The organism is Alloalcanivorax sp. C16-1 (assembly GCF_046507805.1).
GTDB lineage: Bacteria > Pseudomonadota > Gammaproteobacteria > Pseudomonadales > Alcanivoracaceae > Alloalcanivorax.
In genome coordinates this window covers 1-25,595 of sequence record NZ_JBKFTK010000004.1, presented here as the reverse complement: position 1 = coordinate 25,595, position 25,595 = coordinate 1, and the positions used below count along the sequence as shown (strand labels likewise).

Sequence of the window (25,595 nt, the reverse complement as noted above, 5' to 3'; positions counted from 1 at the left end):
TTTTTTATGCCGCGGGCGGCCGGTCATTGGCGAAGGCGGGCAGCTCGATCACAAAGCGGGTGCCCCGGCCGTCGTCGATGGGGCTCTCCACCCGCACCGTGCCGCGATGGTCCTCGATGATACTGTAAACCAGTGCCAGACCCAGCCCCGTGCCACGGCCGGGGGGTTTGCTGGTCACGAACGGTTCGAACAGCGCGTCGCGCAATTCCGCCGGCACCCCGTGGCCCTGATCTTCCACGGTGATGCGCAGGCGCTGGTCGTGGCGCTCGCTGCGCACCACGATGGGCAGATCGTCCCGGCTGGCGTCGGCGGCGTTGCCGAGCAGGTTGACGAACACCTGCAACAGCCGTTGCGGGTCGCCGGTCACTTCCTGGTCCGCCGGGCACAGGTTATCAAATCGCTGCTGCCGGTGGTCCGGGTCGAGCAGCAGCAGGGCGATGGCCTCGGCCACGGTGGCGGACAAATTGACCGGCCCCTGGATGGTGTCACGCACGCCGCCGGAGTGGCTGAAGGTCACCAATGATTCGACGATGCGGGTAATGCGCCGGGTCTGTTCCACGATCTGGCGGGCGCCCAGGCGCTGCTCGTCCTCGTCGCAATGGCCGTCCAGGTTCTGCGCCAGGCAGGCGATGGCGGTCACCGGGTTGCCGATTTCGTGGGCCACGCCGGCGGCCAGCCGGCCGATGGACGCCAGCCGTTCGTTGTGGGCCAGATGGGATTCCATCTGCCGCAAATCGGTGATGTCCTCGATCACCAGCACCTGGCCGCCGGCCTGCTCGGTGGGGCCGGGGCTGTGGATCAGCGAGCGATGCAGGCTCAGCCAGCGGGGCTGGCCGTCCACTTCCAACTGCCGCTGGGGATCGTGCTCGGCGGCCCCGTGGCTGAATTCCGCCAGCAGTTCCCCCCAGGGCGTGGGCAGATGGCCAAGCCGCGAGCCGATGGTGTCCTCGGCGTCGATGCCGGTGAGCGCCTCGGCGGCCCGGTTCCAGCCGATGATCTCGCCGTCGGCGCCCAGGGAAATCACCCCCATGGGCAGTTCCAGCAGCGTCTGCCGGTGGAAGCGCCGCAGGCTGTCCAGTTCCGCCGCCAGCCCGGACAGCTTGTCGCGGTACTGCTCCAGGCGGGTCTCGATAAAGCGAATGTCCTCGGACTCCCCCTCCTGGGGGCGGTAGGGCAGGTTGTCGTCCATCAGCTGGTGGGCCACCGAGGGGCCGAGCAGGCCGGACAGATTGGTTTCCAGCTGATCGCGCAGCCGGCGCAGCGCGTAGGGGCGGGTTTCCTCCCGGCCCAGGCGCAGGTCGCGCAGCGCCATGTCCACCTCGCGGCCGGCGGTCACCGGGCCCAGGGGGCTGCTCAGGGCGCCCACGAAGTCGTCCACGCTGCGCGCGCCCAGGTCCCAGCGGTAGGGCCGGCGCAGGCTGTCCACCGCGCAGGCTTCGGCGGCGGTGCGCTCGGCGCGCGAGGTGGGGGTGATGATGGAAACGATGGCGTAGATCAGCCCGTTGAGGCTCAGGGAGGCGATCGCCGCCTGGTTCCAGTGCGCCATGCCCTGGCGTTCGCGCAGGCCGATCCACTCCAGCAGCGCCCCGGCCTGCCACTGGGGAAAGGTGATCGGAATCAGCAGCGCCAGCAGCCAGACCGCGAAGCCCACGGCCAGGCCGGCGAACAGGCCGTTGCGGTTGCCCGACGGCCAGAACAGGGTGCCGATCAGCCCGGGCACGAACTGCAGGGCGGCCACGAACGACAGCACCCCCAGCTCCACGGCGCTGTGCCCCGGCCCGGCCAGCCGGTAGAAACCGTAGGCCAGGGCCAGAATGGCGGCGATCAGCACCCGCCGCGTCCACAGCAGGTTGCGGTAAAGGTCATGGGCGGAACTGAGCGGGCTGGCGGGCAGCACCAGGTGATTGAGGCTCATGCCCGACAGCGCCAGGGTGGCGACGATCAGCATGCCGCTGGCGCCGGCCAGCCCGGCCAGATAGCCGAGCACGGCGCCGCCGCCGTTGGCCAGGCCCACGCCCAGGGTGAAATAGTCCGGCGAGGTGGGGGCGTTGCTGGCCAGGGCCGCCCACAGAATCATCGGCACGCACAGCGCCATCACCAGGAACAGCAGCGGCAGCCCCCAACTGGCCGAGACCAGGGCGCGGGGGTTCAGATTCTCGGTGAAGGCCATATGGAACATGTGCGGCATCACCACGGCGGACACGAAGAACGCCATGATCAGGCTGTGCCAGCTGCCGTTTTGCAGGGGGCCATAAAGGCGGGCCAGCATTTCCGGGTGGGCGTCCAGCCATTGGCCCAGGCCCCCGGGGCCATCGAACACGCCGAACAGACCGATCAGCGCCACGCCCACGAACGCCACCAGCTTGATCAGCGATTCCGTGGCGATGGCCACCACCAGGCCCTCGTGGCGTTCCCGGGCGGTGGCGTGACGGGCACCGAACAGGATCGCGAACAGGGTGATCAGCAGGCAGAACCACAGCGCCACCCAGGCCGGATCCGGTTCGCCGGTCAGGATCTGGATCGACTCCGCCACCGCTTTGATCTGCATGGACAGCAGCGGCAGCATGCCCACCACCATCATCAGGGTGGTCAGGGCGCCGGCCAGGCGGCTGCGATAACGGAACGCGAACAGGTCCGCCAGGGAGGCGAGCTGATAGGTGGTGGTCAGCCGCAGGATCGGCGCCAGCAGAATCGGCGCCAGCAGGAACACCCCGGAAATGCCCAGGAAGTAGGCCAGGAAGTTGTAGCCGTAGTCGTGGGCATAGCCCACCGAGCCATAGATCGCCCAGGCGCTGGCATAAACCCCCAGGGAAAACACGAACACCGCCGGATGGCGCACCAGCCGTGCCGGAATCCGGCCCTTTTCGGTGATCCAGGCGACCAGGAACAGGAACAGCAGGTAGCCGCCGGCGATCAGGATCAGTTCGCTAACGCTATAGGCCATCGACGTCCCGGCTCCTGGCGATCCAATAACTGAGGGCGATCAGCCCCAGCCAGACCAGATAAGGGCGATACCAGGCACGCCCACCCTCGCTCCACCAGTCGATCAGCGCCGGGGAAAGCAGGTAGGTGCCGAGAATAAAAATGATCAGCAGGCGGTCGGTGTACATGGCGGCTCCCTGACGGCCAGCATATCAATCCCGCGCCGGCCGTAAAAACGCGGGCGGCGGCTGGCGCCGACCGCGCGGCAGCAGCTCCGGGCGCCAATGGGCGCGGGCCCAGGCCAATTGCTCGTCGACCCCGGCGCCGGCCAGCTCGTTCTCCGGATGCAGGCCGACGCAGCCCAGCGCGGCGAACAGGGCGGCGGACGGCCGTGCCGCGTCCAGCGCCGCGGCGCCGGCGGACTTGCTCATCTTGCCACCGGCCGGGTCCATGATCACCGGCAAATGGGCATAACGGGGCGTCGGCGCCCCCAGGCATTGCAATACGCGCCGTTGGCGCAGGGTGGACGCCAGCAGGTCGCTGCCGCGCACCACATCGGTGATGCCCTGGTCCGCGTCGTCCAGGGCACAGGCCAGTTGATAGGCGAACAGGCCGTCCCGGCGGCGGATCACGAAGGGCCCGCCTTCCCGGGCCAGGTCGGCGCATACGCGCCCCTGGATCCGGTCCTCGAAGCAGACCTGGCCGTCCGGCACGGTCAGGCGCACTGCCCGGTCGGGGCCGGGGGGTTGCGCCACGGCCAGGCCGGGGTGGATGTTGTCCAGTGCCTGAAGCTGCTTGCGGGACAGGGTGCAATAAAAGGCGAGGCCGGCGGCCAGCAGCCGCGCCACCGCGTCGGCATAGGCCGGGCCACGCTGGCTTTGATACAGCGGCGTGTCGTCCCAGTGCAGGCCGAAGCGTTCCAGCTGATGGAGGATAAGGTCCACGGCACCGGGCTGCTGGCGGGGCGGATCCAGGTCGTCCACCCGCAGCAGCCAGCGCCCGCCGTGATGGCGGGCGTCCAGCCAACTGGCCAGGGCCGTTACCAGGGAGCCGAAATGCAGCGGCCCCGACGGCGTGGGCGCGAACCGCCCGACGTAATGGCGGCTCACCCCGCCAGTTGTTTTTCCTTGATTTCCGCCAGCTCCTTGCAGTCGATGCACAGCTCGGCGGTGGGACGGGCCTCGAGACGGCGAATGCCGATTTCCACGCCGCAGGCTTCGCAGAAGCCGTAGTCGTCCTTGTCGATCTTATCCAGGGCCTTCTCGATCTTCTTGAGCAGCTTGCGCTCCCGGTCACGGGTGCGCAGTTCCAGGGCGAATTCCTCTTCCTGGGTGGCCCGGTCGGCGGGGTCGGGCAGGTTCGCCACCTCATCCTGGAGGTGATGCATGGTGCGGTCGGCTTCCTCCATCAGTTCCTGGCGCCAGGCCAGAAGAATCTGACGGAAGTGCGCGCGCTGGGCTTCGTTCATGTACTCCTCGCCGTCCTTGGGCACGTACGGCATAAAACCATGAATGAGCGTTTCCGCCTTGCTGGCGGTGGATGGGGATTTGTTCACCTTGGATGTCACCTGATTGGAAGATGGAGAACGGGTTGAAGCCCGCGAGGGGCTTCCTGACGCCGTCCTGGCGGCCCGGGTGGGACGCTGGGGTTCGGGGGTCCGGGCCGCCGGGGCGGCGGGTCGGCTCGCGGCCTTCTTGGGGGCCGCGGCCGGAATCGATTTCGCCGGCGCGCGTTTGGCCGCCGGACGGGTGCTGTTCGGGCCGGCCTTGGTGGCGGGCGTGTTTTTCACGGCGGTTTTCCCGGCCGTGGCTTTGCTGGCGGTGGTCTTCGACGCCGCCTTACGGGTGGCCGCCGGTTTGGACGCCGCGGTTCTGGCCGGGGTGGCCTTGGCGGCGCTTCTCTTCGCGGTGGCTTTTGTCGTGGTGGTCTTCTTCGCGGTGGCCTTCGCCGGCTTGGCTTTGCTGGCCGCGGCTTTCTTCGCCGTCGCCTGTTTGGTCGGCGCTTTCTTCACCGGGGTCTTGCTGGCCGTGGCTTTCCGGGCGGCGGTTTTGCGAGCGGGAGCGGTTTTGCTGGCGGCGGCTTTTTGGGTCGTGGCCTTTTTCGCGGTGGCCTTCTTCGGGGCTGCCTTTTTGGGAGCGGCCTTTGAGGCGGCTTTTTTCGGCGCGGCTTTCTTGGAGACCGCCTTCTTGGCGGCCGCTTTCTTGGGCGCGGCTTTCTTCGCCGGCGCTTTCTTTACCGATGCTGTCTTTGCCGAGGCTGTCTTTGTCGAAGCTTTGCTGGCGCTCTTCGTCCGGGCCGGGGTCTTCACCGTGCTTTTCTTGGCGGTCGCCTTCTTGGCTTTCGCGGTGCCGCTTTTGGCCACGGTGCTTTTGGATGCAGTGCTTTTCGCCGCGCTCTTTTTACTGGCCGTGCTTTTTTTGCTTTTGCTTTTGCTTCCGGTGGCCATTTTGATCAACTCCCTTAACATAGTCGCAACTCGCTATCCTGGGCTTCCCCGAATGAGGGCCGGCCTGGCGGGGCGCCCGGCGAGTGCCGCCTCGGGACGGACGATAGTGTAAGCTTCGACCTTACCGTTTTAGTGCGACCCTTGTCACCATTGCGGCCGGTGCCCCGTGGGCGGACCGACACTGGTGCGAGGCGCGGCGATTATAGCCGAGCCGCGCGGAACCACCAGCCCCGCGCAAGGCCGAAGCGACGAAGGTATAGCAAAGCTTTCCCCGCGGAAAAAGAGGTTTTTCTTGACTGGCACGAATTCCACCGCGCCCGGCGAGGGCCGGGCAGACGAAACCCGCTCCGGGAACGCCGGCGGCGGCGCGCCACTTTCCGAGCTGGCCCGGCGCACCCCCCCTTTCCATGTGATGGCGTTGCTGGAGCGTGCCCAGGCCCTGCAGGCACAGGGGCGGGACATTCTTCACCTGGAGGTGGGCGAGCCGGATTTCCCCTGTCCGGCGCCGATCATGGCCGCCGCCGGAGCCGCCCTGGAACGCGGCGACACGCGCTACACGCCGGCGGCGGGGCTGCCGGCCCTGCGCGAGGCCATCGCCCTGGACTACCGCCGCCGGCTGGGCGCGCCGGTGACCGCCGAGCAGGTGGTGGTGACCCCGGGCGCGTCCGGGGCCCTGCAGCTGGTGATGGCGGCGTTGCTCAATCCCGGTGACGAAGCGTTGCTCTGTGACCCCGGCTACCCCTGCAATCGCCAGTTCGTGACCCTGGTCGGCGGTGTGCCCCGTGCGCTGACCCTGGACCCGGCGGAGCAGTTCCGCCTCAGCCGCGAACGGCTGGCCGCCCAGTGGGGCGAGCGCACCCGGCTGGCGATGGTGGCGAGCCCGGACAATCCCACCGGTAATCGTCTGGACAGCGCCGAGCTGGCGGAGATGGCGCGGTGGTGCGCGGGCCGACAGGGCACCCTGGTGGTGGACGAAATCTACCAGGGCCTGTGCTACGACGCGCCGGCGGACACGGTGCTGCGCCACGGCGACGAGGCGGTGGTGATCAACAGCTTCAGCAAGTATTTCGGCATGACCGGCTGGCGGTTGGGCTGGCTGGTGGCGCCCCGGGCGCTGGTACCGGCCATCGAACGGCTGGCCCAGAACTGGTTTCTGGCGCCGGCCACGGTGGCGCAGCACGCGGCGCTGGCGGCGTTCGACGAAGAAACCCTGCTGATCGCCGAACAGCGCCGACAAATGCTGGAGCGGCGGCGCACGCTGCTGACCGAATCGCTGCCGGCGCTGGGGCTGCCGGTGGTCGGTGGCGCCGAGGGCGCCTTCTACCTGTATCTGGATGTCAGCGCCCATACCGATGACAGCTTCGCCTTTTGCCAGGATCTGCTGGAAAAGGCCGGGGTGGCTCTCACCCCGGGGCTGGATTTCGGCGCCAGCCATCAGCCGGAGCGCTATCTGCGTCTGGCGTACACCTGCGACGAAGCCCGTCTGCGCGAGGCGCTGCGGCGTATCGCCGATTACCTGGAGCGCCCGTGAAGTTTGAACCGCCCCTGCAGGCGGTCACGCTGCTGCGCCGCTACAAACGGTTTCTGGCCGACGTGCGGCTGGCGGACGGTGAGGAGATCACCGTGCACTGCCCCAATACCGGTTCCATGAAGTACTGCGTGTTGCCCGGGGTGGAGCAGCCGGCGCTGATCTCCGACAGCGGCAACCCGAAGCGCAAGTACCGTCACACCCTGGAAGCGGTGCGGGTGGCCCACGGCCACTGGGCCGGGGTCAACACCGGCCGCACCAACGGGTTGGTGGCGGAGGCGGTGCTGGCGGGACGGGTGCCGGAGCTGGATCCCGGTGACGGCGTGGAGCGGGAGGTGGTGTTCGGCGACAGCCGCTTCGATCTGGCGCTGGGCGCGCGCGCCGCGCCGCACACCTACATCGAAGTGAAGAACGTGACCCTGGGCCCGGGTCCGGACGATCCGGACCACGGCGAAATCCGTTTTCCCGATTCGGTCACCGAACGGGGCCAGAAACATCTGCGTTCGCTGATGGCGGTGGTGCGCGGCGGAGGTCGGGCGGTGCTGTTTTTCTGCGTGCAGCACAGCGGCGCCCGCCAGGCCGGGCCGGCGGATCATATCGACGCGCGCTACGGACAGTTGTTGCGCGAGGCGGCGGCGGCCGGCGTCGAGGTGCTGGCCTGGCGCACGCGCATGGCGCCGGACGGCTTTGAGCTGGACGCCCCGGTGCCGGTGACGCTGGATTGATCGCGGCAAAAGCCGTCAGCCGTTATCTTCCCGGGTCAGCGCGTCAAGCTGCTGTTCCAGATCGGTGAGATGGTCCTGCCAGTAGCGCGGTGATTCGAACCAGGGAAACGCCGGCGGAAAGGCCGGGTCGTCCCAGCGCTCGGCCAGCCAGGCGCTGTGCCGCAGGATGCGCCGGGTGCGCAGGGGCTCGATCAGGCGGCGCTGCGCCCAGGGAAACGGCAGAAAGGTTTCGTAGCCTTCCGCTAGCACCCGCAGCTGCTGCTGGTTTTCCAGATGGTCGCCGGAGAGCAGCATCCACAGGTCCTGCATGGCCGGGCCGCGCAGGCTGTCGTCCAGGTCCACGAAATGCGGTTTGTCGTCGCGCCACAGAATATTGCCGGTGTGGCAGTCGCCGTGCACGTTGATGGCGGTCCAGCTCTGATCGCGCAGGCGTTCCGTCATCGCTTCCAGCAGGGCGGCGGTGACGTCCCGGTAGCGCCCGGCGAAGTTGGGGTCCACCACGTCGCCGTTCACATAGTCCACCGCCTGGCGGCTGTCGGCCAGGATATCGAGCACCGGGCGGGCCTGGAACGGCCGGTCGTTGCCGGCGGCGTGCCAGCGCGCCAGGGTGCGCCCGAGCAGACGCAGATGGTCGTCGTTGTCCAGTTCCGGGGCGTGGCCGCCCTGGCGCGGGAACACCGCGAAGCGGAAGCCGGCGTGCACGAACAGGGTCTCGCCGTCGGCGTTGGCCAGTGGCGCCACCACCGGCAGCTCCTGGTCACGGAGAAAGCCGCTGAAGCTATGCTCCTCGAGGATCTGTGCGTCACTCCAGCGGCCCGGGCGGTAGAACTTGGTGACCACCGGATCGCTGTCCTCCAGCCCCACCTGATAGACCCGGTTCTCGAAACTGTTGAGCGCCAGCAGGCGGCCATCGGTGACGAAGCCGGCGCCGTCCACGGCGTCCAGGATCACATCCGGTGTCAGATCGTCGAACGGATGATGCCCGGCGCCGCCCTGGTTCACGCCGGTGCTCCCACCGGCCCCACCCAGACGGTGTCGTCGCGCACTTCCAGCGGCACCGCGGTGAGCGCCTCGCCGCTGCACGGCCCGGACAAACAATGGCCGTTTTCCGGTTCGAACAGGGCGCCGTGGTTGGCGCAGACCAGAAAGCGTCCGTCGTCGTCCATGAACTGATCCGGCATGAAGTTGAGCTCGATGCCCAGGTGCGGGCACCAGTTCAGATAAGCGTGGAACTGGCCATCGAAGCGCACCACCACCACCGACTGGTCGCCGACCTGAAACTCCCGGGCGCTCTCATGGGGAACGTCCTCCACCCCGCACACCGCCTGCTGGCCGCTCATTGGCCGAGCACCCGGCGGCGGATTTCCAGATGCGCCTCCGCCGGCAGGCGCGGGCCGAACTCGCGGATCAGGCGCGCGCAGGCGGCGCTGGCCAGGCGGCCGGCGGTGGGGAAATCGTGCCCCTGGGTGAGCGCGAACAGAAAGGCCCCCGCGAACATGTCGCCGGCGCCGTTGGTGTCGATCGGCTTCACCGGTTCCGCTTCCACATGGTGAGTGGTCTCGCCGTCCCACAGCAGGGCGCCGCGGGCGCCCAGGGTCATGGCCAGGCCGTTGCAGATCGGTTTGAGCGCCTCCAGGGCCGCCTCCGGCGAATCGGTGCCGGTGAAGCCCAGGGCCTCCGCCTCGTTGCAGAACAGCAGATCCACGCCGGTGCCCAGCATCTCCACCAGGCCGTCGCGGAACAATTGCACCATGGCCGGGTCCGAAAACGTCAGCGAGGTGCGCACCCCGTGCTTCTCCGCCAGCTCGCGCAGGCGCACGGCGGCGGCGCGGCCGCTGTCGGAGCTGACCAGATAGCCTTCCAGGTAGACATAGCGGGAGGCGGCGATGGCGTCTTCGTCCAGCTCCGCCTCGCTCACCGTCTGCGAAATGCCCAGGAAGCTGTTCATGGTGCGTTCCGCGTCCGGGGTGATCATCACCAGGCATTTGCCGGAGGTGCCGGTCTCGCGCTGGCCGGCCATGTTGGTGTCCACCCCGGCGGCGCGCAGGGCGTCCACGAAGAAGGTGCCGGTGTCGTCATTGGCCACCTTGCAGGCGTAGTAGCCACGGCCACCGAAGTAGCGGGTGGCCACCACGGTGTTGCAGGCGGAACCGCCGCAGGTGTGATGGTGCGGCTCGGCCTCGCCGGCCAGGGCGGCCAGCAGTTCGCGCTGGCGGGCCTCGTCGACCAGGGTCATCAGGCCCTTGCCCAGGTCCATGCGGGCGAGGAAGTCGTCGCTGACCTCGATTTCGGTATCCACCAGGGCGTTGCCGATGGCGTAAACGTCGTATTTCTTCTCCATGGAGACTCCGAACGGGTTGGCGAAGGCGCCTATTATGGTGACGCCATGTAACAGTGTAAAACCGGAACCCGGTCCGTAGGCGGTTCCCCCGACTCTCTCTATACTCGCGCCATGGCGAAGAAAGCGAAAACATCAAAAGCATCGAGATCCTCGAAAAAGCGTAAGGGCAACCGGCAAACCCGGCGCTGGTGGAGCTGGCGCTTCATCGGCAAGCTGGCGGTGGTGGTGCTGCTGCTGGCGGCCGCCGGGATGATCTACCTGGACGCCTGGGTACGCGACCGGTTCGACAGTCACGTCTGGCAACTGCCGGCGCGGGTCTATGCCCGGCCGGTGGAGCTGTACCCAGGGCGCGTGCTGTCACGCAACGACATGCTCAAGCTGCTGGAGCTGATGCGCTACCGGCGCGCCGCCGGCGCGCCCACGCCGGGCAGCTACAGCACCGACGGCAATACGCTGGTGATCCACACCCGGGGCTTCCGGGACAGTGACGGCGGCGAACGCGCCGAGCGCATCCGTGTCACCCTCAGTGGCGACCGCATCCGTGGCCTCAGCGGCGGCGGTGGCAACGATTCGGTGGCCCGCCTGGAGCCGTTGCAGATCGGCAGCATCCACCCGGGCCACACCGAGGACCGGGTGTTCGTGCCGCTCGACCGGGTGCCGTCGCTGTTGGTGCGGATGCTGATCGCCACCGAGGATCGGGACTTCTACGACCACCACGGCATTTCCCCGCGCGGCCTGGCCCGGGCCATGGTGGCCAACGTCAAGGCCGGCGGCCTGGTGCAGGGCGGCAGCACCCTGACCCAGCAGCTGGTGAAGAATTTCTGGCTCACCCAGGACCGTACCCTGGCGCGCAAGCTGGTGGAAATGCCCATGGCGGTGCTGCTGGAGCTGCACTACAGCAAGGAGCAGATCCTCGAGGCTTACCTGAACGAGGTTTACCTGGGCCAGGACGGCAACCGGGCCATCCACGGCATGGGGCTGGGCGCCCAGTTCTATTTCGGTCGCCCGCTGGAGGAACTGGAACCCCATCAACTGGCCACCCTGGTGGCGTTGCTCAAGGGCCCCAGCTACTACGATCCGCGCCGCAACGAGGCGCGCGCCAAGGCGCGCCGCAACACGGTCTTGCGGGTGGCCAACGACGAGGGCGCCCTCAGCGATCAGGATTTCCAGCGCTATAAGGAGCGTGGTCTGGAGGTGGTGCCACGGGGCGCCTCGCCGCTGTACGCCTTCCCGGCCTTTATCGATCTGGTGCGTCGTCAGCTGGCCCGGGACTATCCGCCGGAGGTGCTCGGTGAGGATGGCCTGCGCATTCACTCCACGCTGGACGTGCTGGCGCAGTTGGCGTCGGAGAGCGCCCTGCGCGATCACCTCAACCGCATCGACGGCAGTGGCGACCGGCTCAATGGCTCGGTGGTGGTGGTGGCGCCCTCCCAGGGTGACGTGCTGGCCCTGGTGAGCAGCCGCAAGCCCCGCGACCACGGCTACAACCGGGCCCTGGACGCGAGTCGCCAGATCGGCTCGCTGATCAAGCCGGCGGTGGTGCTCACCGCGCTCAAACAGCCCAAACGCTACAGCCTGGCCACGCCGATCCCGGATCAGCCGATCACCGTGCCGCTGGCCAACGGCAAGACCTGGACGCCGCAGAACTTCAGCGGCGAGTCCCACGGGCCGGTGCCGCTGCTGGATGTGCTGGTGCATTCCTACAACCAGGGCACCGTGAATCTGGGCATGGACCTGGGGCCCGGCGACGTGGTGAAAACCCTGGAGCAGCTGGGCGTGCGCCGCAAGATTCCCGCCTACCCGAGCATTCTGCTGGGCAGCATCAATATGACCCCCTTCGAGGTGGCCATGTGGTACCAGCCCCTGGCCACCGGCGGGTTCGCCACGCCATTGCGCTCGATCACCGACGTGCTCGACAAGGAAGGCGAACCGCTGGCCCGCTATCCGGTGGAAACTTCCGAGGTGCTGGACTCCGGCCCCGCCTATCTGACCCAGTGGGCCATGCAGCAGGTGATCAACTCCGGCACCGGCCGGGGCGCCCGCCGCGTACTGCCGCAGGATCTGCGCGTGGCCGGCAAGACCGGCACCAGTGACCAGTACCGTGACGCCTGGTTCGCCGGTTTCTCCGGCAACCATCTGGCGGTGGTGTGGGTGGGCCGCGACAACAACCAGACCGCCCAGGTCACCGGCGCCACCGGCGCGCTGCCGGTATGGAGCCAGGTGATGGCGGCGCTGCCGCAGACCAGTCTGTCGGACACGCCGCCGCCCGGGGTCGAGAACGTCTGGATGGCGCCGTCCGGCGACAAAACCAGCGGCGAAAACTGCCGCGACGCCCGTCAGTATCCGATGATGGAAGCGTCGATTCCGACGCAAAGCGACGGCTGCGGAGACGGTGGCGCGGTGCGCAAGGCCGGCAAGGGCGTGGTGGACTGGTTCAAGGGCCTGTTCGACTGATCAGCGCTGGTTCCGGGCCCGGGCCAGCCGTTCGAACTCGGCGCGGATAACCTCCGCGCCGTAGCGGCTTTCCAACCGTTTGACGGTGAAGTGCCCCAGCGCCATGTCCTGATAGAAATCGGTGAACAGGGTATTGAGGGTGGCGCCGGTGACCGCGCCGATGATCGGCACCGCCTGGGCCGCCACCTTGTTGGTGATCACCACCCCGAAACGCTCCGCCACCTTTTCGATCAGCCGTGCCAGCCATTTGCCCGCCTGGGTGCTGGTCATCAGCCCGGCGGTCTGACCGGCGCCCTGGCGGGCGGCGATGTCGGCCAGTTCCCGGGAAAGCTGGTGCATGGCCTGGGTGGCGAAGCCCCTCGTCATGTAGTAACCGGTTTCGGCGGCGTCGTCCTGGTCGCCGGGGCCGCCCATGGCGAACACCTCGATACAGGCTGCCTGGGTGTCCGGGTCCTCCAGATCGAAGCCCTGGCCGCGGGCCACGTCGGCCACCGCGCGCATCATGATGGTGGTGGACACCGGCAACTCCGCCAGCAGCGAGGCCAGCCCGAAGGCGCCACCCACCGCCCCGGAAGCGGCGGCGTACAGCTTGTGCATCCGGGTGGAGGCGGGGCGGGGCTGGTTGTCCAGGCTCCACAGGGCGGCGTCCACGGCCTTGCGCAGCGCCGTCTCCACCGCCGTGTTGATGCGCGAGGAGGCGCCGGCGGGCAGCTTCCGGACCGCGCCTTCCAGCGGTGAGCCGACCAGATGGGACAGCCGCGCCACCAGGCTGGGCGAGGTGAGCAGGTCGACCGCGTTTTCCAGGTCGGCGAGATCCTGTGCGCTGAGTGCCATGGCAGTCCCGGTGTGCTGAAGGGTCCACAACTGTAGAATGGCGCCATCCGCACCGCAAACCGACGCAACCAGAAGGAACGCGATCCATGCCGTCCGTCACCTCGCCGATGCTGAAACTGCCCACTTTGAACGTGACGGCGCCGCTGCGCTGGCTGGTGCTGGTGGCGCTGCTGCTGTCCGGCTGCGCCGCCGTGCCGCCGACGGAAACGCCGCAGACGCCGGTGACCGCCGACACCGAACTGGCCGGCTCGCCGGCCCTTTCGCTGCTGGCCCGCGCCGAGCAGGCCCGGGACAGCGGGCAGAACGCCGCCGCCGGGCGCTATCTGGAACGGGCGCTGACGATGGCGCCGAATTCCTCCTGGTTGTACCGGGAGCTGGCCTTGCTGCGTTTGGAAGAGGGCGATCCGGCGGCGGCCGAGGGGCTGGCCCGCCGTGCCCTGCGCCTGTCGCCGGATAACGATGCCTACCGGGCCGACCTGTGGGAACTGGTGGCCGCCGCCCGCGCCGAAATGAACGATCCGGACGGCGCCGACGCCGCCCGCGACCAGGCCGAGAAGCTGCGCGGGGGGCGGGCGTGACACCGGCGGTCAAGGCCGCCGAGAAAGGCGGTGTCCGCTTCCGGCTGCACGAGTATCAGCACGACCCCCAGGCACAGAGCTACGGCCTGGAAGCCGCCGAGCGGTTGAGCGTGCCGGCGGAGCGGGTGTTCAAAACATTGCTGGCGGACCTGGACGGGCGCCCCCAGGTGGCGATGGTGCCGGTGGACCGGAGCCTGGACCTGAAGGCCCTGGCACGGGCGGCCGGGGGCAAGAAGGCGGTGATGGCCGATGGCGCCCTGGCGGAGCGGCTGACCGGTTATGTGCTGGGTGGTATCAGCCCGCTGGGGCAGAAAAAGCGCCTGCCTTTATGGCTGGACGCCAGCGCCGACCGGCACGACACCCTTTATATGAGCGCCGGCCGGCGTGGCCTGGAGATTGAAATGGCGCCGGCGGATCTGTTGGCGCTGACCGGTGGCCGGCTGGCGCCGCTGGCGCGCTAGGGATCGCGGCTTCAGCCGCGATTTCTCAGAGGGCGGCGAAGGCTGCGCGGGCGGCCTCCAGGGTGGCGTCGATGTCGGCGTCGTCGTGGGCGATGGACACGAAGCCCGCTTCAAAGGCGCTGGGCGCCAGATAGACCCCACGGTCCAGCATGGCGTTGAAGAAGGTGCCGAAGCGCGCCGCGTCGCAGGCCATCACCTCGTCGAAGCGGGTAATGCGGGTCTGTTCGGTGAAATAGAGCCCGAACATGCCGCCGGCGCGGGTAGTGTGGAAGCCGATGCCGGTCTCGCGGGCGATGGTGGCCAGCCCCTCGGTGAGCTTCTCGGTCTTTGCTTCCAGTTCCTCGTAGAAGCCGTCCCGTTGCAGCTGGCGCAGGGTGGCCAGACCGGCGGCCATGGCCACCGGGTTGCCGGACAGGGTGCCGGCCTGATAGACCGGCCCCAGCGGTGACAGGTGTTCCATGACCGCTTTCTTGCCGCCCAGGGCGCCCACCGGCATGCCGCCGCCGATGATCTTGCCCAGGGTGGTCAGATCCGGGGTCACGCCGTAGAGCGCCTGGGCACCGCCACGGGCCACCCGGAAGCCGGTCATCACCTCGTCGAAGATCAGCACCGCGCCGTACTGGTCGCAGTAGGTACGCAGGGCTTCCAGGAACCCCTGGGTGGGCGGCACGCAGTTCATGTTGCCGGCCACCGGCTCGACGATCACCGCGGCGATTTCCTCGCCCCGGGCCTTGAACACTTCCTCCAGACCGCCGGCGTCGTTGTAGTTCAGCGTCAGGGTATCGTCGGTGACCGCCTTGGGCACGCCCGGTGAGCTGGGCGTGCCCAGGGTCAGCGCCCCGGAGCCCGCCTTCACCAGCAGGCTGTCCACGTGGCCGTGGTAGCAGCCTTCGAATTTGATGATCTTGTCGCGGCCGGTGTAACCCCGGGCCAGGCGGATGGCGGTCATGGTCGCTTCGGTGCCGGAATTGACCATCCGTACCATGTCCATGGACGGCACCATCTCGCAGACCAGATCGGCCATGTCCACCTCGGCGGCGGTGGGGGCGCCGAAGCTGAGGCCGTCGGCCACCGCCCGCTGCACCGCCTCGCGCACCGCTTCGTTGTTGTGGCCGAGGATCATCGGTCCCCAGGAGCCCACATAGTCCACGTAGCGGTTGTCGTCCTCGTCATAGAGATAGGGGCCTTCGGCGCGGTGAAAGAACACCGGCGTGCCGCCCACGCCCTTGAACGCGCGCACTGGCGAATTGACGCCCCCGGGGATGTGCTTCTGGGCGCGGCGGAACAGTTGTTCTGAATGCGTGCGACTCATGGGGGACTCCTTGACGGGCGTTAGCGGTTGAACAGGCCGGCCAGCTGGCGGGCGGCGGCTTCCACGCCGGGGTGGGTGGCGTCGTCGGGATCGGCGAAGCCGAACAGGGCGTGGATCACGGCCACGGCATCGGCGCCGGCCTCGATCAGCAGGCCGGCATTATGCGCATTCACCCCACCGATCGCCACCAGGGGTTGATGAAAGCGGCGCCGGGCCTGGCGCAGGGTTTCCAGCGTGGCCGGCGGCGCCTCGGGCTTGGTCCGGGAGTCGAAAAAGCGGCCCAGGGCCAGGTAATCGGCGCCCTCCTCGGCGGCCTTCCGTGCCAGCTCCAGCCGGCCGTGGCAGGACACGCCGATCAGCTTGTCGGTGCCCAGCAGACGGCGGGCGCTGTCCACGGCGCCGTCGCTCTGGCCCAGGTGCACGCCATCCGCTTCCACTTCGGCGGCCAGGGCCGCGTCATCGTTGACGATAAACAGGGCGCCGTGATCCTGGCACAGCAGAGCCAGCCGCGCCGCCCGGTGACGGCGGGTGGCGGTGTCCGCGTGTTTATCCCGGTATTGCAGCATGGAGGCGCCGCCGCGCAGGGCGGCTTCGGCGGCGCTCAGCATGCTGTCGCCGGGCGTCAATTGCGGATCGGTGATGGCGTACAGGCCGCGCACGCGGCGGGCGTCGGGACGGCTCATAGCGGTCTCCGGTCGGGAACATGCTGGCCGCCGCCGGGGCGCCAGGCATGCCGCAGGGCCTGGTGCAGCCAGCGCTGGGCGGTCTCGGCGGCGCCGTCCAGGTCGTCGCCCAGGGCCAGCCGGCAGGCCATGGCCGAGGCCAGGGAACAGCCGGAACCGTGGTAGACGTCCGGCAGCCGGGGCCAGTCCCAGCGCCGGCGGCGGTCGCCGTCAAACAGATGGTTGCTGACCTGATCGGTGTCGTCGTGGGTGCCGGTGACCAGCACCGCCTGCCCACAACGCTCCGCGATACGCGGCCCGGCCGCCTGCACGCCGTCGGCGCCGGCCAGCAGTTCGGCCTCGGGCAGGTTGGGAGTGAGCACGGTGGTGAGCGGCGCCAGCCGCGTCAGCATGACCTCGGCCAGGTCGCCGCGCGCCAGGCTGCCCCCGGCCTCGGCGGCCAGCACCGGGTCCAGCACCACCGGCACGCCGGGCAGGCGTGCCAGCAGGTGGGCAATCCACTCCACCATTTCCACCGAGCCGGTCATGCCGATCTTCACCGCCTGAAACTGGTAGTCGGCCAGCAGGGCATCGGCCTGCTGCTCCAGCAGATCGATGGGGGTGAGCTGGAAACCGCTCACATTGCGGCTGTTCTGCACCGTCAGGGCGGTGATCAGGGTGCTGGCGAAGCCGCCCAGGCTGTGCACCGCCTCGATGTCGGCGTGGATGCCGGCGCCCCCGGAGGGGTCGTGGCCGGCGATCACCAGAATATTGGGTTTCATTGCGCTCCCTTTCATTCAGCTTGTCATTCAGCTTGGGATCAAAACGGGCGGACCACCACCAGGATCACGATGGCGATGAGCAGCAGCACCGGAATTTCGTTGAAGATCCGGTAGAACCGGTCGCTCTTGGTGTTGGCGTCGGCGGCGAACTTCTTCAGATAGGCCAGGCACACATGGTGATAGCCGATCAGCAGCACCACAAGCGTCAGTTTGGCGTGCAGCCAGCCCTGGGTTTTGTAGTAGTCCCAGTTCAGCGCCAGCATCCAGATGCCCAGCACCAGGGTGGCGATCATGGAGGGGTTCATGATGCCCCGGTACAGCTTGCGCTCCATGATCTTGAAACGCTCGCGGCTGGGCTGGTCCTCGGCCATGGCGTGGTATACGAACAGACGCGGCAGGTAGAAGATGCCGGCGAACCAGCAGATCACGGCGATGATATGAAAGGCTTTCAGCCACAACATGAAGGTCTCTCCGAAAACGAACGTGGGGCGGTCGCGCTTACTTACAAGTGAACGGGTCAACGTCATTGGAGTGTTGGCCGCCGGACGGGCTATACTACCGGGCCTTTCCCCGCCACCAAAGCGCGGTCGCCCTGGACCGCCCGGACCGGACGAGAACCGGATAAGAGGAGTGCCGTGAGCAAGCCGATGCGCGCCAGCCGTGTGATGCGATACTACCTGTTTCGCACGCGACGCCTGACCCGCAGGCAGTTGGGCACGCTTCAGGACTGGAAGATGCGGGTGGTGTTCTGGATCGGCGCCCTGCTGGTGGGCCTGGTCACCGTGAGCTTCGCCTGGGTGGCTGAATACTGCGCCTCCCTGTTTTTCCAGCTGCAACGTCAATCGTCCCTGTGGCCGATCCTGGTGACACCGGTGGGCATGCTGCTGGTGACCGCGATCATGCGGCGCACCGGGCCGGAATCCCAGGGCAGTGGTATTCCCCAGGTGCTGGTGGTGCTCAAGCAGCGCTATCACTGGCTGCGCCCCACCTTCCTCTCCCTGCGGGTGATTGTCACCAAGTTCGGGCTGACCTGCCTGGGGCTGCTGTGCGGCGCCAGCATCGGTCGCGAGGGCCCCAGCGTGCAGATCGGCGCGGCGATCATGTATTCCGCCGGCAAGATCGGCCGGCTGCAGCAGAAGTACGTGGACACCTCGCTGATCGTGGCCGGCGGCGCCGCCGGCGTATCGGCGGCGTTCAATGCGCCGCTGGCGGGGATCGTGTTCGCCATCGAGGAGCTGGCCGGCTCCTTCGAACAGCGCACCAGCGGTACCCTGATTCTGGCGATCCTGCTGTCCGGGGTGGTGGTGCTGTCCATCGCCGGCCACTACAGCTATTTCGGGCACCCGGAAGGAGCCCTGAACCTGACCCACGACTGGCTGGCGGTGGGCGTCACCGCGCTGGTCTGCGGGTTGCTCGGCGGCGCCTTCAGCCGCCTGCTGATCGCCGGTAGCCGCTTTCTTTCCCCCTATGCCCGCAACCATCCCTACCGGGTGGTGCTGATGTGCGCCCTGGTGGTGGTGTTTCTCGGGTTGCTCACCGGCGGCGCCACCTACGGCAGCGGCTACGAGCAGGCCCGCCATTTGCTGTCCGGTGAAAGCCAGGGCGACTGGTTCTTCCCGCTGGCCAAGATGGGCGCCACCCTGGTCTCTTACTTCACCGGCATGCCCGGGGGGCTGTTTTCGCCCAGCCTGGCCGCCGGCGCCGGGGTCGGCAACGTCATCGGCGGCATGTTCCCCGGGGTGTCCGTGGTGGGGCTGACCCTGGTGGCCATGGCGGCGTTTCTGGCGGCGGTGATCCAGCGGCCGATCACCTCCTTCGTGATCGTCATGGAACTGACCGGTAACCGCCACGACATTCTGCTGCCGCTGATGGCCGGGGCCTTCCTGGCGGCGGCGGTGTCCAAGATCGTCTGGCTCAAGCCGCTCTACGACTCCCTGGCCGATCGGCTCCAGGAAGGCGAAGGCATGGCGCTGGATCGGGCCCGCGTGGTGAGCGCCGACGGCGGCGACGAGAAGCGCTGAGCGCCGCCGCGAGTTGCCCGGCCCGCATGCGGTGCCTATCATCGCTCTTTCAGAGAAAAGTATGAGGACGTGCGGACCATGGCCCTGCCGATCCGATATCGCCGTTTCATGACCGGGCGCGGCCACTGATGGCGCGCCGTGACCGACCGCGCGCCGGCGTCGATGATGTGGTGCTGGTGCCGGTCAGCCCCTCCCAGCGCCGCCGCCGGCGGGTGTCGTTGCTGGTGGGCACGGTGCTGGCGGTGCTGGTGGCGTTCGGCGGCGGCTTCTGGCTGGGCCAGGGCGGCGCCCTGGACACCGGTCGGCGCATTCAGGACCTGCGCGCCGAGCTTCGCGAGACCCGTGACAACCTGGGCGAGGCGCGCCAGGATCTGGCCCGCTACCGGGCCGATTCGGAGGTGTCCGACCAGGCCGGCGAGCAGCTGCGTCAGGAAATCCGCGCCCTGCGCGACCAGTCGGCGGAGCTGGAAGAGGCGGTGGCGTTCTACAAGAACGTCATGTCGCCGGGCGCCGCCGACCAGCCGCTGCAGGTGCAGAAGCTGGAGGTGGGGCCCGCCGACGGCGAGCGCCGGTTCCGCTACCGTCTGATTCTGGTGCAGGCCGGTGACAATCGGGGTTACCTGTCCGGCCGGGTGGCGCTGGCCCTCAAGGGGCTGCGCGACGGTGAGCCGGAAACCCTGGAAGCCGGCGAGCTGCTCGAGGACGGCGCCGATTTGAGCTTCAAGTTCCGTTATTTCCAGGAGCTTTCCGGTATTCTGACGGTGCCCGAGGGCTTCGAGGTGAGCACGCTGGAAATCACGGCGCGCTCCACCGGCGGCCGGCGCGCGGAGGTGTCGCGCAGTCTGCCCTGGTGAATCAACCGACCGACTAGCAGGAGAGAGCAGGTGAGGCGAGACAAGAAGAACAGTGGCCAGCAGAGTTTCCGCGACCACACCCTGATCGCGCCCAGTGCCCGCGTCGTGGGGGACATCGAATTCAATGGCGGTCTGCACGTCCAGGGGGAAGTGGACGGCAACATCACCGTGGGCAGCGAAGGCGGCCAGCTAGTGATCGGCGAGACCGGCGTGGTGCGCGGCGAAATCCGCGTGCCCAGGATCACCATCAATGGCCGGGTGGAAGGCGACGTGAACGCCACCGAGCACCTGGAGCTGGCCAGCAAGGCGCAGGTGGAAGGCAATGTGTTCTACGTGACCATCGAGATGCTGATCGGCGCCCGCGTCAACGGCAAGCTGGTGCGCCTGGACGAGGAACGCCGTAATCTGCCGGCGCCGGAGAAACCGGGGGCGGCCCCGGCCGGTGCACCGCCGGCCACGGACAATTCTTGACTGTAACACTCGGGTATTGGACCATGAGTTCCGTAACAGCAGTTCAGGCCGACATGAGCGATTCCAATCCCATTATTCTGACCGAGCGCGCCGCCGCCAAGGTACGCGAGCTGCGGGACGACGAAGGCAACCCGGCACTCAAGCTGCGGGTGTACATCACCGGCGGCGGTTGCGCGGGCTTTTCCTATGGCTTCACCTTCGACGAGCAGGTCAACGAAGACGACACCTCGGTGAACCGCGAGGACGTGACCCTGCTGGTGGATGCCATGAGCATTCAGTACCTGGACGGGTCCGAGGTGGACTATGAACAGGGCCTGATGGGCTCCCGCTTCATCGTTCACAACCCCAACGCCGCCACCACCTGTGGCTGCGGGTCGTCGTTCTCGGTGTAATCGCCGGGAACTTCAAGGGTCACAAAACAGTCATCAAAGTATCAGATTACTGTCGTCAACAGCACGGATGCTGAGGGGCATGATGATACAGCGACCTTCACTACAACGTATGACCGCCGCCGACGCCCGCGCCATGTGCTGGCTGTTGGGGCAACCCCGGGCCGCCCATCGGGCACAGCTGGCTCGCGGCATCTCGCGGCTTGGCGATGGCCCGCTCTATGTCTTCCTGGCCCTGGTGATCTGGCTGCTGGACAGCACCGACGGCGCCCGCTTCGCCCAGGCCGCGGTGATCGCCTACGGGCTGGAAGTGCCCGCCTTCATGCTTCTCAAGCATCTGATCAAACGTCCGCGCCCGGCGGACATGGACACCACCCTCTGTGTGTTCCTGAAGCCGGCGGACCGGTTCAGCTTCCCTTCCGGTCACACCGCCGCGGCGTTCGTGATGGCCACGCTGATGGGGGTGTTCTTCCCGGTGGGCGCCTCGCTGATGCTGGCGTTCGCCGCCTTGGTGGGCCTCTCCCGGGTGCTGCTGGGGGTGCATTACCCTTCCGATATCGCCGCCGGCGCGCTGCTGGGCGCGGTGTGCGCCCTGACCGGGGTGGTGCTGGTCGGCTGACAGGCCCGGCGGCCCCCGCTTAATCCGGCAGGGTAAGCCGGCCCAGCACCGCCGGTCGGCGGGCGCCGGTGACCGCCGGCGCATTACCCGGCACCCGATGCCACCAGGCCCATGCCAGCCAGGCGAACGCCGCCGCCTCCACCCAGTCCGGGGCCAGGCCGGCCCGCGAGGTGGATTCCGCCGTCACTCCCAGGCAGCGACTCAAGCGCGCCATCAGGTCATCATTGTGGGCACCGCCGCCGCACACCAGCAGGCGGGCGGGCGCGAAGGGCGCCAGCGCGTCCGCCACGCTGCGGGCGCTAAGCTCCGCCAGGGTGGCCTGCACATCACGGGGGGCGGCGCTGTCCTCCACCGCTTGCAGCAGCCAGTCCAGATGGAAATATTCACGACCGGTGCTCTTGGGCGGCGCCTGCTGGAAATAGGGATCGGCCAGCAGCGCCTCCAGCAACGTCGGCAGCACCCGGCCGCCGGCGGCCCAGGTGCCGTCCGCGTCAAAGCCCTGGCCCCGGTGGCGCTGGTGCCACAGGTCCAGAAGCGTGTTGGCCGGGCCGGTGTCGAAGCCGCCGGTGAGGGTGCCGTGGTCCAGCAGGCTGACATTGGCGATGCCGCCCAGGTTCAGCACCGCCACCCGGGCGTCCGGCGCGCCGAACAGGTACTCGTGGAAGCGCGGCGCCAGGGGCGCGCCCTGGCCGCCCAGGACCATGTCCTTGTTGCGGAAATCGCTGATCACCGGCAACCCGGTGCCGGTGGCCAGGGTGTCCGCGCAGCCCAGCTGCAGGCTGAAACCGTCGTCCCCGGGGCGATGGCGCACGGTCTGGCCGTGACAGCCGATGGCGGTGACTGCCCGCGGGTCGATATGGGCGGCGGCCAGCAGGGCCTGGATGGCGGCGGTGTATTCCCGGCCCAGCGCCCGATGGCAGGGGCCCGCCCGGTCGATCTCATTGTCACCGGGTCGGGTCAGCGCCAGCAGACGCTCACGCAATGGCGGGGGCAGGGGGGCGGAGTGGGTGGCCAGGATTTCCACACCCTGATTCTCGAAGCGCGCCAGGACGGCGTCGATGCCGTCCAGGCTGGTGCCGGTCATCAGACCGGCGAACAGCTGTACCCCGGGCGTGGGGTTCTCAGAAGACATTGCTGCTGGCCAGCGTGGCGGCCTCCGCGAACAGCGTCATCTGGGCCTCCATGCGTTTAGCCTGAACCAGGAACTGGGGTTTCTCGTTGTTGGTCACGCTTTCCGCCTTGGGCAATTCCACGGTTTGCGGATTGCGGTGGACGCCGTCCACGCGGAATTCGTAGTGCAGGTGGGGGCCGGTGGCCAGGCCGGACATGCCCACGTAACCGATGGTCTGGCCCTGGTTAACGCGGCTGCCCACGCGGATGCCCTTGGCGAACCCGCGCATGTGCGCGTACAGGGTGCTGTAGCGCTGGCCGTGCTGGAGAATCAGCACGTTGCCATAGCCGCCCTTGACGCCGGCGAAAATCACCTTGCCCTTGCCGGCGGACTTGATCGGCGTGCCGCTGGGGGCGGCGTAATCAATGCCCCGATGGGCGCGTACCTTGTTGAGGATCGGATGCTTGCGGCCCAGGTTGAAGCGCGAACTGATCCGCGAGAACGCCACCGGGGTGCGGATGAACGCCTTGCGCATGGAGCGGCCCTGGCTGTCGAAGTAATCGGTGTCGCCGGAGCGGGTCTGGAAGCGGTAGGCGCTGAGGTGGCGGCCCTGGTTCCAGAATTCCGCCGCCAGAATATTGCCCTCGCCCACCTTTTCGCCGTCCAGATACAGCTCTTCGTAGAGCACGCGGAAGCGGTCGCCGTTGCGAATATCCAGCACGAAATCGATGTCCCAGCCGAAGATATTGGCCAGCTGCATGGTCAGGTTGTCACTCATGCCGGCGGCGTGGCCGGCCAGAAACAGGGAGTTGTCGATGGTGGCTTCGGCGAAGCGGGTGCGGCGCTGGTACTGGCGTTTTTCGTTCTCCACCCGCCAGCGGCCGTCGTCCTCGAGGATGGCCTTGACGGTTTCGATCCGGGACGGGTGGTAGCTGAGCGCGGTCAGCTCCCCTTCGTCGTCCACGGTGATGTTGAGGCTGTCCCCGGGGCGCAGATTCGCCAGTTCCGCCAGTTGTTTGTCGCCGGTGACCAGGCGGTGCACCTGGGCGGCGGTGACGCCGCGGGACTGCAGCAGGGTGGAAAGGGTGTCGCCGGATTGCACTTTCAGTTCCACCCAGTCCGGCTCCGGCGCCCGGGGGATGGGCTCGGCGGCGGTCTGGGCGCGGCCCGGGGCCGGCGCCGGCTGCGGTTTCAGCGCCGGCGCCGGGCGTGGCGCCGACTCGGCCAGCGCCACGGTCCGTGTTCGTTCGGGGCGACTTTCTCCGGACTCCGGTGCCAGGGCCATGATTACCACGGTGAGGCCGAGGGCGGCGGAAACGGCGAGATGGGCACGGGGGAATCGGCGCGCCATGCGGCCGAGGGCGGAAAGTTTCATTCTCATGCTGGTCGCTACACTCTGAGTAGGCCGCCTTTGGGCATTCATGGCGGAGCCTCCGGCCATTCGGGTTCGCGGGGGAGGATCCTTGAATTGAAGCAAAGATACCCGCCTTCTACCGGCGCCTTCAAGTGCTACAATAGCCCGCTTTTCCGGGTCCGGAAGCCCCGTCGGTCGGCCTTTCTGACCGTTGCGGGCCGGTCGGGTTCCCCGTCAGTCCGGACCCGCCGCCGGGGCGGTCCGAAGTATTTGAGGTAGTTCATGGTCAAGGTCGAAGAGCAAATGGCGCTGCTGTCACGGGGCGCCGATGAAATCATTCAGGAAGACGAGCTGCGCGAACGCATCGCCAGTGGCAAGCCGCTGCGGGTCAAGGCCGGCTTCGATCCCACCGCCCCGGATCTGCATCTCGGGCACACGGTGCTGATCAACAAGCTGCGCCAGTTCCAGGAACTGGGGCACCACGTCATGTTCCTGATCGGCGATTTCACCGGCCTGATCGGTGACCCCACCGGCAAGAGCGCCACCCGGCCGCCGCTCACGCCCGAGGAAATCGAGCGCAACGCGGAAACCTATAAAGAACAGGTTTTCAAGATTCTGGACCCGGACAAGACCGAGGTGGTGTTCAATTCCAGCTGGATGAACAAGCTGGGCGCCGCCGGCATGATCAAGCTGGCCAGTCAGTACACGGTGGCGCGCATGCTGGAGCGCGACGACTTCGACAAGCGCTACCGGGCCAACCAGCCGATCGCGGTGCACGAATTCCTCTACCCGCTGGTGCAGGGCTACGACTCGGTGGCCATGGAAGCGGACGTGGAGCTGGGCGGCACCGACCAGAAATTCAACCTGCTGATGGGGCGCACCCTGCAGAAGGCCCACGGCCAGCGGCCGCAGATCTGCCTGACCATGCCGATCCTGGAGGGGCTGGACGGGGTGCAGAAGATGTCCAAGTCGCTGAAGAACTACGTGGGTGTCAGTGATGCCCCCGGCGACATGTACCGCAAGCTGCTGTCGATCCCCGACGCCTTGACCTGGCGTTACTATGAATTGTTGAGCGGGCTCTCCAACGAGGCGCTGGCGGAGCGCAAGGCGGAGGCCGAGCGCCTGGGCAGCCCCCAGGAGGCCAAGAAAGCCTTCGCCCTGGAGATGGTGACCCGTTTCCATGGCGAGGACGCCGCCCGGGCCGCGCCCTCGTCGGCGGGCAACCTGACCGCCCTGGGCGAAATCCCGGACAATGTGCCGGAGGTGGAAGTGGTGCTGGAGGAGGGCGACGAGATTCACGTGGTGCCCCTGCTCCGTCTCGCCGGCCTGGCCCAGAACGGCAAGGCCGCCAAGGACGTGTTCGGGCGGGGGGCGGTGTACGTGGACGGCGCCCAGCTCACCGAGGAGCGCAGCTTCGCCCGGGGCGAGAGTGCGGTGATCCAGGCGGGCAAAAAGAAGATTGCCCGGGTGATCATCAAGTAAACCGGGGCTTTCAGGGCCTTTCGGGCTCCAGGCCGGCGGTGCGGGTCGGACGAATTCTGACCGCTTGCAAAGAATTTCGAGAAAAGCTCGAAAAAAGGTTTGACAGGTTCGGCCCGATCCGTAGAATGCGCACTCCTCGACGGGGCAACGACGAAACGCTCAGCCCCGCGGCTCTTTAACAATCAGGCAAGCAAACGTGTGGGACCTGTTCGGAGTAGATGTCTCGATAGACATCGGCTTTGAACAAGT

Annotated in this window: 26 protein-coding genes; 12 read left to right on the top strand and 14 right to left on the bottom strand. The window is 67.8% G+C overall.

What is annotated here, in order from left to right; genetic code table 11:
* Positions 1-4: 4 nt before the first annotated feature.
* Genes ACLD0W_RS13885 through dksA form a run of 4 tightly spaced genes read right to left on the bottom strand, consistent with a single transcriptional unit; the run spans position 5 to position 4,423 of the window.
* The gene (locus ACLD0W_RS13885) at positions 5-2,944 is read right to left on the bottom strand and encodes a sensor histidine kinase (RefSeq protein ID WP_410308083.1); all 2,940 of its coding nucleotides are present in this window, start codon (positions 2,942-2,944) and stop codon (positions 5-7) included.
* Positions 2,934-3,110 (bottom strand): hypothetical protein, encoded by a 177-nt coding sequence (locus tag ACLD0W_RS13880; protein WP_204427602.1) that lies wholly within the window; start codon positions 3,108-3,110, stop codon positions 2,934-2,936. Before ACLD0W_RS13880 ends, ACLD0W_RS13885 begins: the two co-directional genes overlap by 11 nt.
* A gap of 24 nt (positions 3,111-3,134) precedes the next feature.
* Positions 3,135-4,031 carry a tRNA glutamyl-Q(34) synthetase GluQRS gene (gluQRS, locus tag ACLD0W_RS13875; protein ID WP_410308082.1) on the bottom strand — a complete coding sequence of 299 codons (897 nt, stop codon included), beginning with the start codon at positions 4,029-4,031 and terminating at the stop codon, positions 3,135-3,137.
* Complete coding sequence (gene dksA / locus ACLD0W_RS13870) at positions 4,028-4,423, bottom strand: RNA polymerase-binding protein DksA (RefSeq protein WP_138770752.1); 396 nt, start codon at positions 4,421-4,423, stop codon at positions 4,028-4,030. Before dksA ends, gluQRS begins: the two co-directional genes overlap by 4 nt.
* A 70-nt stretch (positions 4,424-4,493) precedes the next feature.
* Here dksA and ACLD0W_RS13865 point away from each other — a divergent pair, with 70 nt between their 5' ends.
* The 3 genes from ACLD0W_RS13865 to sfsA all read left to right on the top strand — a co-directional run bounded on the left by ACLD0W_RS13865 (position 4,494) and on the right by sfsA (position 7,621).
* Positions 4,494-5,480, top strand: a complete 987-nt coding sequence (locus tag ACLD0W_RS13865; protein WP_410308081.1) for a hypothetical protein — start codon at positions 4,494-4,496, stop codon at positions 5,478-5,480.
* 300 nt (positions 5,481-5,780) lie between these two features.
* Positions 5,781-6,899, top strand: a complete 1,119-nt coding sequence (locus tag ACLD0W_RS13860; protein ID WP_410308357.1) for an aminotransferase class I/II-fold pyridoxal phosphate-dependent enzyme — start codon at positions 5,781-5,783, stop codon at positions 6,897-6,899.
* The gene (gene sfsA, locus ACLD0W_RS13855; RefSeq protein WP_410308080.1) at positions 6,896-7,621 is read left to right on the top strand and encodes a DNA/RNA nuclease SfsA; all 726 of its coding nucleotides are present in this window, start codon (positions 6,896-6,898) and stop codon (positions 7,619-7,621) included. Before ACLD0W_RS13860 ends, sfsA begins: the two co-directional genes overlap by 4 nt.
* Before the next feature lie 15 nt (positions 7,622-7,636).
* On the opposite strand, the gene ACLD0W_RS13850 is transcribed toward sfsA, so the two are convergent.
* Genes ACLD0W_RS13850 through ACLD0W_RS13840 form a run of 3 tightly spaced genes read right to left on the bottom strand, consistent with a single transcriptional unit; the run spans position 7,637 to position 9,962 of the window.
* Complete coding sequence (locus ACLD0W_RS13850) at positions 7,637-8,623, bottom strand: serine/threonine protein kinase (RefSeq protein WP_410308079.1); 987 nt, start codon at positions 8,621-8,623, stop codon at positions 7,637-7,639.
* Positions 8,620-8,961, bottom strand: coding sequence for a Rieske (2Fe-2S) protein (locus tag ACLD0W_RS13845; protein WP_410308078.1), 342 nt, complete (start codon positions 8,959-8,961; stop codon positions 8,620-8,622). The genes ACLD0W_RS13850 and ACLD0W_RS13845 overlap by 4 nt, the downstream gene beginning before the upstream one ends.
* Positions 8,958-9,962, bottom strand: coding sequence for an adenosine kinase (locus tag ACLD0W_RS13840; RefSeq protein WP_410308077.1), 1,005 nt, complete (start codon positions 9,960-9,962; stop codon positions 8,958-8,960). The genes ACLD0W_RS13845 and ACLD0W_RS13840 overlap by 4 nt, the downstream gene beginning before the upstream one ends.
* 111 nt (positions 9,963-10,073) lie before the next feature.
* Here ACLD0W_RS13840 and mrcB point away from each other — a divergent pair, with 111 nt between their 5' ends.
* Positions 10,074-12,416, top strand: a complete 2,343-nt coding sequence (gene mrcB / locus ACLD0W_RS13835) for a penicillin-binding protein 1B (protein ID WP_410308076.1) — start codon at positions 10,074-10,076, stop codon at positions 12,414-12,416.
* Here mrcB and ACLD0W_RS13830 read toward each other — a convergent pair whose 3' ends face one another.
* Positions 12,417-13,250 (bottom strand): EcsC family protein, encoded by an 834-nt coding sequence (locus tag ACLD0W_RS13830; RefSeq protein WP_410308075.1) that lies wholly within the window; start codon positions 13,248-13,250, stop codon positions 12,417-12,419.
* An 86-nt stretch (positions 13,251-13,336) separates the two neighbouring features.
* Between ACLD0W_RS13830 and ACLD0W_RS13825 the strand changes: the two genes are divergently transcribed.
* Entirely contained in the window at positions 13,337-13,828 is a 492-nt protein-coding gene (locus tag ACLD0W_RS13825) for a tetratricopeptide repeat protein (RefSeq protein ID WP_410308074.1), read from the top strand.
* Positions 13,825-14,289 carry a Cys-tRNA(Pro) deacylase gene (ybaK, locus tag ACLD0W_RS13820; RefSeq protein WP_410308073.1) on the top strand — a complete coding sequence of 155 codons (465 nt, stop codon included), beginning with the start codon at positions 13,825-13,827 and terminating at the stop codon, positions 14,287-14,289. The genes ACLD0W_RS13825 and ybaK overlap by 4 nt, the downstream gene beginning before the upstream one ends.
* A gap of 25 nt (positions 14,290-14,314) precedes the next feature.
* Here the strand turns inward: ybaK and hemL are convergent, their stop codons facing one another.
* From hemL to hemJ, 4 genes are read right to left on the bottom strand one after another with little or no spacing between them, the layout of a single operon-like run.
* The gene (hemL, locus tag ACLD0W_RS13815) at positions 14,315-15,601 is read right to left on the bottom strand and encodes a glutamate-1-semialdehyde 2,1-aminomutase (protein ID WP_410308072.1); all 1,287 of its coding nucleotides are present in this window, start codon (positions 15,599-15,601) and stop codon (positions 14,315-14,317) included.
* A gap of 20 nt (positions 15,602-15,621) precedes the next feature.
* Entirely contained in the window at positions 15,622-16,284 is a 663-nt protein-coding gene (thiE, locus tag ACLD0W_RS13810) for a thiamine phosphate synthase (protein WP_410308071.1), read from the bottom strand.
* Positions 16,281-17,045, bottom strand: coding sequence for a hydroxymethylpyrimidine/phosphomethylpyrimidine kinase (locus tag ACLD0W_RS13805; RefSeq protein WP_410308070.1), 765 nt, complete (start codon positions 17,043-17,045; stop codon positions 16,281-16,283). The genes thiE and ACLD0W_RS13805 overlap by 4 nt, the downstream gene beginning before the upstream one ends.
* Positions 17,046-17,083: 38 nt before the next feature.
* The gene (gene hemJ, locus ACLD0W_RS13800) at positions 17,084-17,506 is read right to left on the bottom strand and encodes a protoporphyrinogen oxidase HemJ (protein WP_410308069.1); all 423 of its coding nucleotides are present in this window, start codon (positions 17,504-17,506) and stop codon (positions 17,084-17,086) included.
* Between the two features lie 174 nt (positions 17,507-17,680).
* Between hemJ and ACLD0W_RS13795 the strand changes: the two genes are divergently transcribed.
* The 5 genes from ACLD0W_RS13795 (at position 17,681) to ACLD0W_RS13775 (ending at position 21,399) form a co-directional block, all read left to right on the top strand.
* Positions 17,681-19,066 (top strand): chloride channel protein, encoded by a 1,386-nt coding sequence (locus ACLD0W_RS13795; RefSeq protein ID WP_410308068.1) that lies wholly within the window; start codon positions 17,681-17,683, stop codon positions 19,064-19,066.
* 128 nt (positions 19,067-19,194) lie between these two features.
* Complete coding sequence (locus ACLD0W_RS13790) at positions 19,195-19,920, top strand: DUF6776 family protein (RefSeq protein ID WP_410308067.1); 726 nt, start codon at positions 19,195-19,197, stop codon at positions 19,918-19,920.
* Positions 19,921-19,950: 30 nt separating this feature from the next.
* Positions 19,951-20,391, top strand: a complete 441-nt coding sequence (locus tag ACLD0W_RS13785) for a polymer-forming cytoskeletal protein (RefSeq protein WP_410308066.1) — start codon at positions 19,951-19,953, stop codon at positions 20,389-20,391.
* Between the two features lie 53 nt (positions 20,392-20,444).
* Positions 20,445-20,783, top strand: coding sequence for an iron-sulfur cluster insertion protein ErpA (gene erpA / locus ACLD0W_RS13780; protein WP_410308356.1), 339 nt, complete (start codon positions 20,445-20,447; stop codon positions 20,781-20,783).
* Between the two features lie 109 nt (positions 20,784-20,892).
* Entirely contained in the window at positions 20,893-21,399 is a 507-nt protein-coding gene (locus ACLD0W_RS13775) for a phosphatase PAP2 family protein (RefSeq protein WP_410308065.1), read from the top strand.
* Between the two features lie 19 nt (positions 21,400-21,418).
* On the opposite strand, the gene ACLD0W_RS13770 is transcribed toward ACLD0W_RS13775, so the two are convergent.
* Complete coding sequence (locus tag ACLD0W_RS13770; protein ID WP_410308064.1) at positions 21,419-22,531, bottom strand: anhydro-N-acetylmuramic acid kinase; 1,113 nt, start codon at positions 22,529-22,531, stop codon at positions 21,419-21,421.
* On the bottom strand, positions 22,521-23,885 hold the full coding sequence (locus ACLD0W_RS13765) for an OapA family protein (protein ID WP_410308063.1): 1,365 nt from the start codon (positions 23,883-23,885) through the stop codon (positions 22,521-22,523). Before ACLD0W_RS13765 ends, ACLD0W_RS13770 begins: the two co-directional genes overlap by 11 nt.
* Before the next feature lie 261 nt (positions 23,886-24,146).
* Here ACLD0W_RS13765 and tyrS point away from each other — a divergent pair, with 261 nt between their 5' ends.
* Complete coding sequence (tyrS, locus tag ACLD0W_RS13760) at positions 24,147-25,346, top strand: tyrosine--tRNA ligase (protein ID WP_410308062.1); 1,200 nt, start codon at positions 24,147-24,149, stop codon at positions 25,344-25,346.
* Positions 25,347-25,595: the final 249 nt, after the last annotated feature.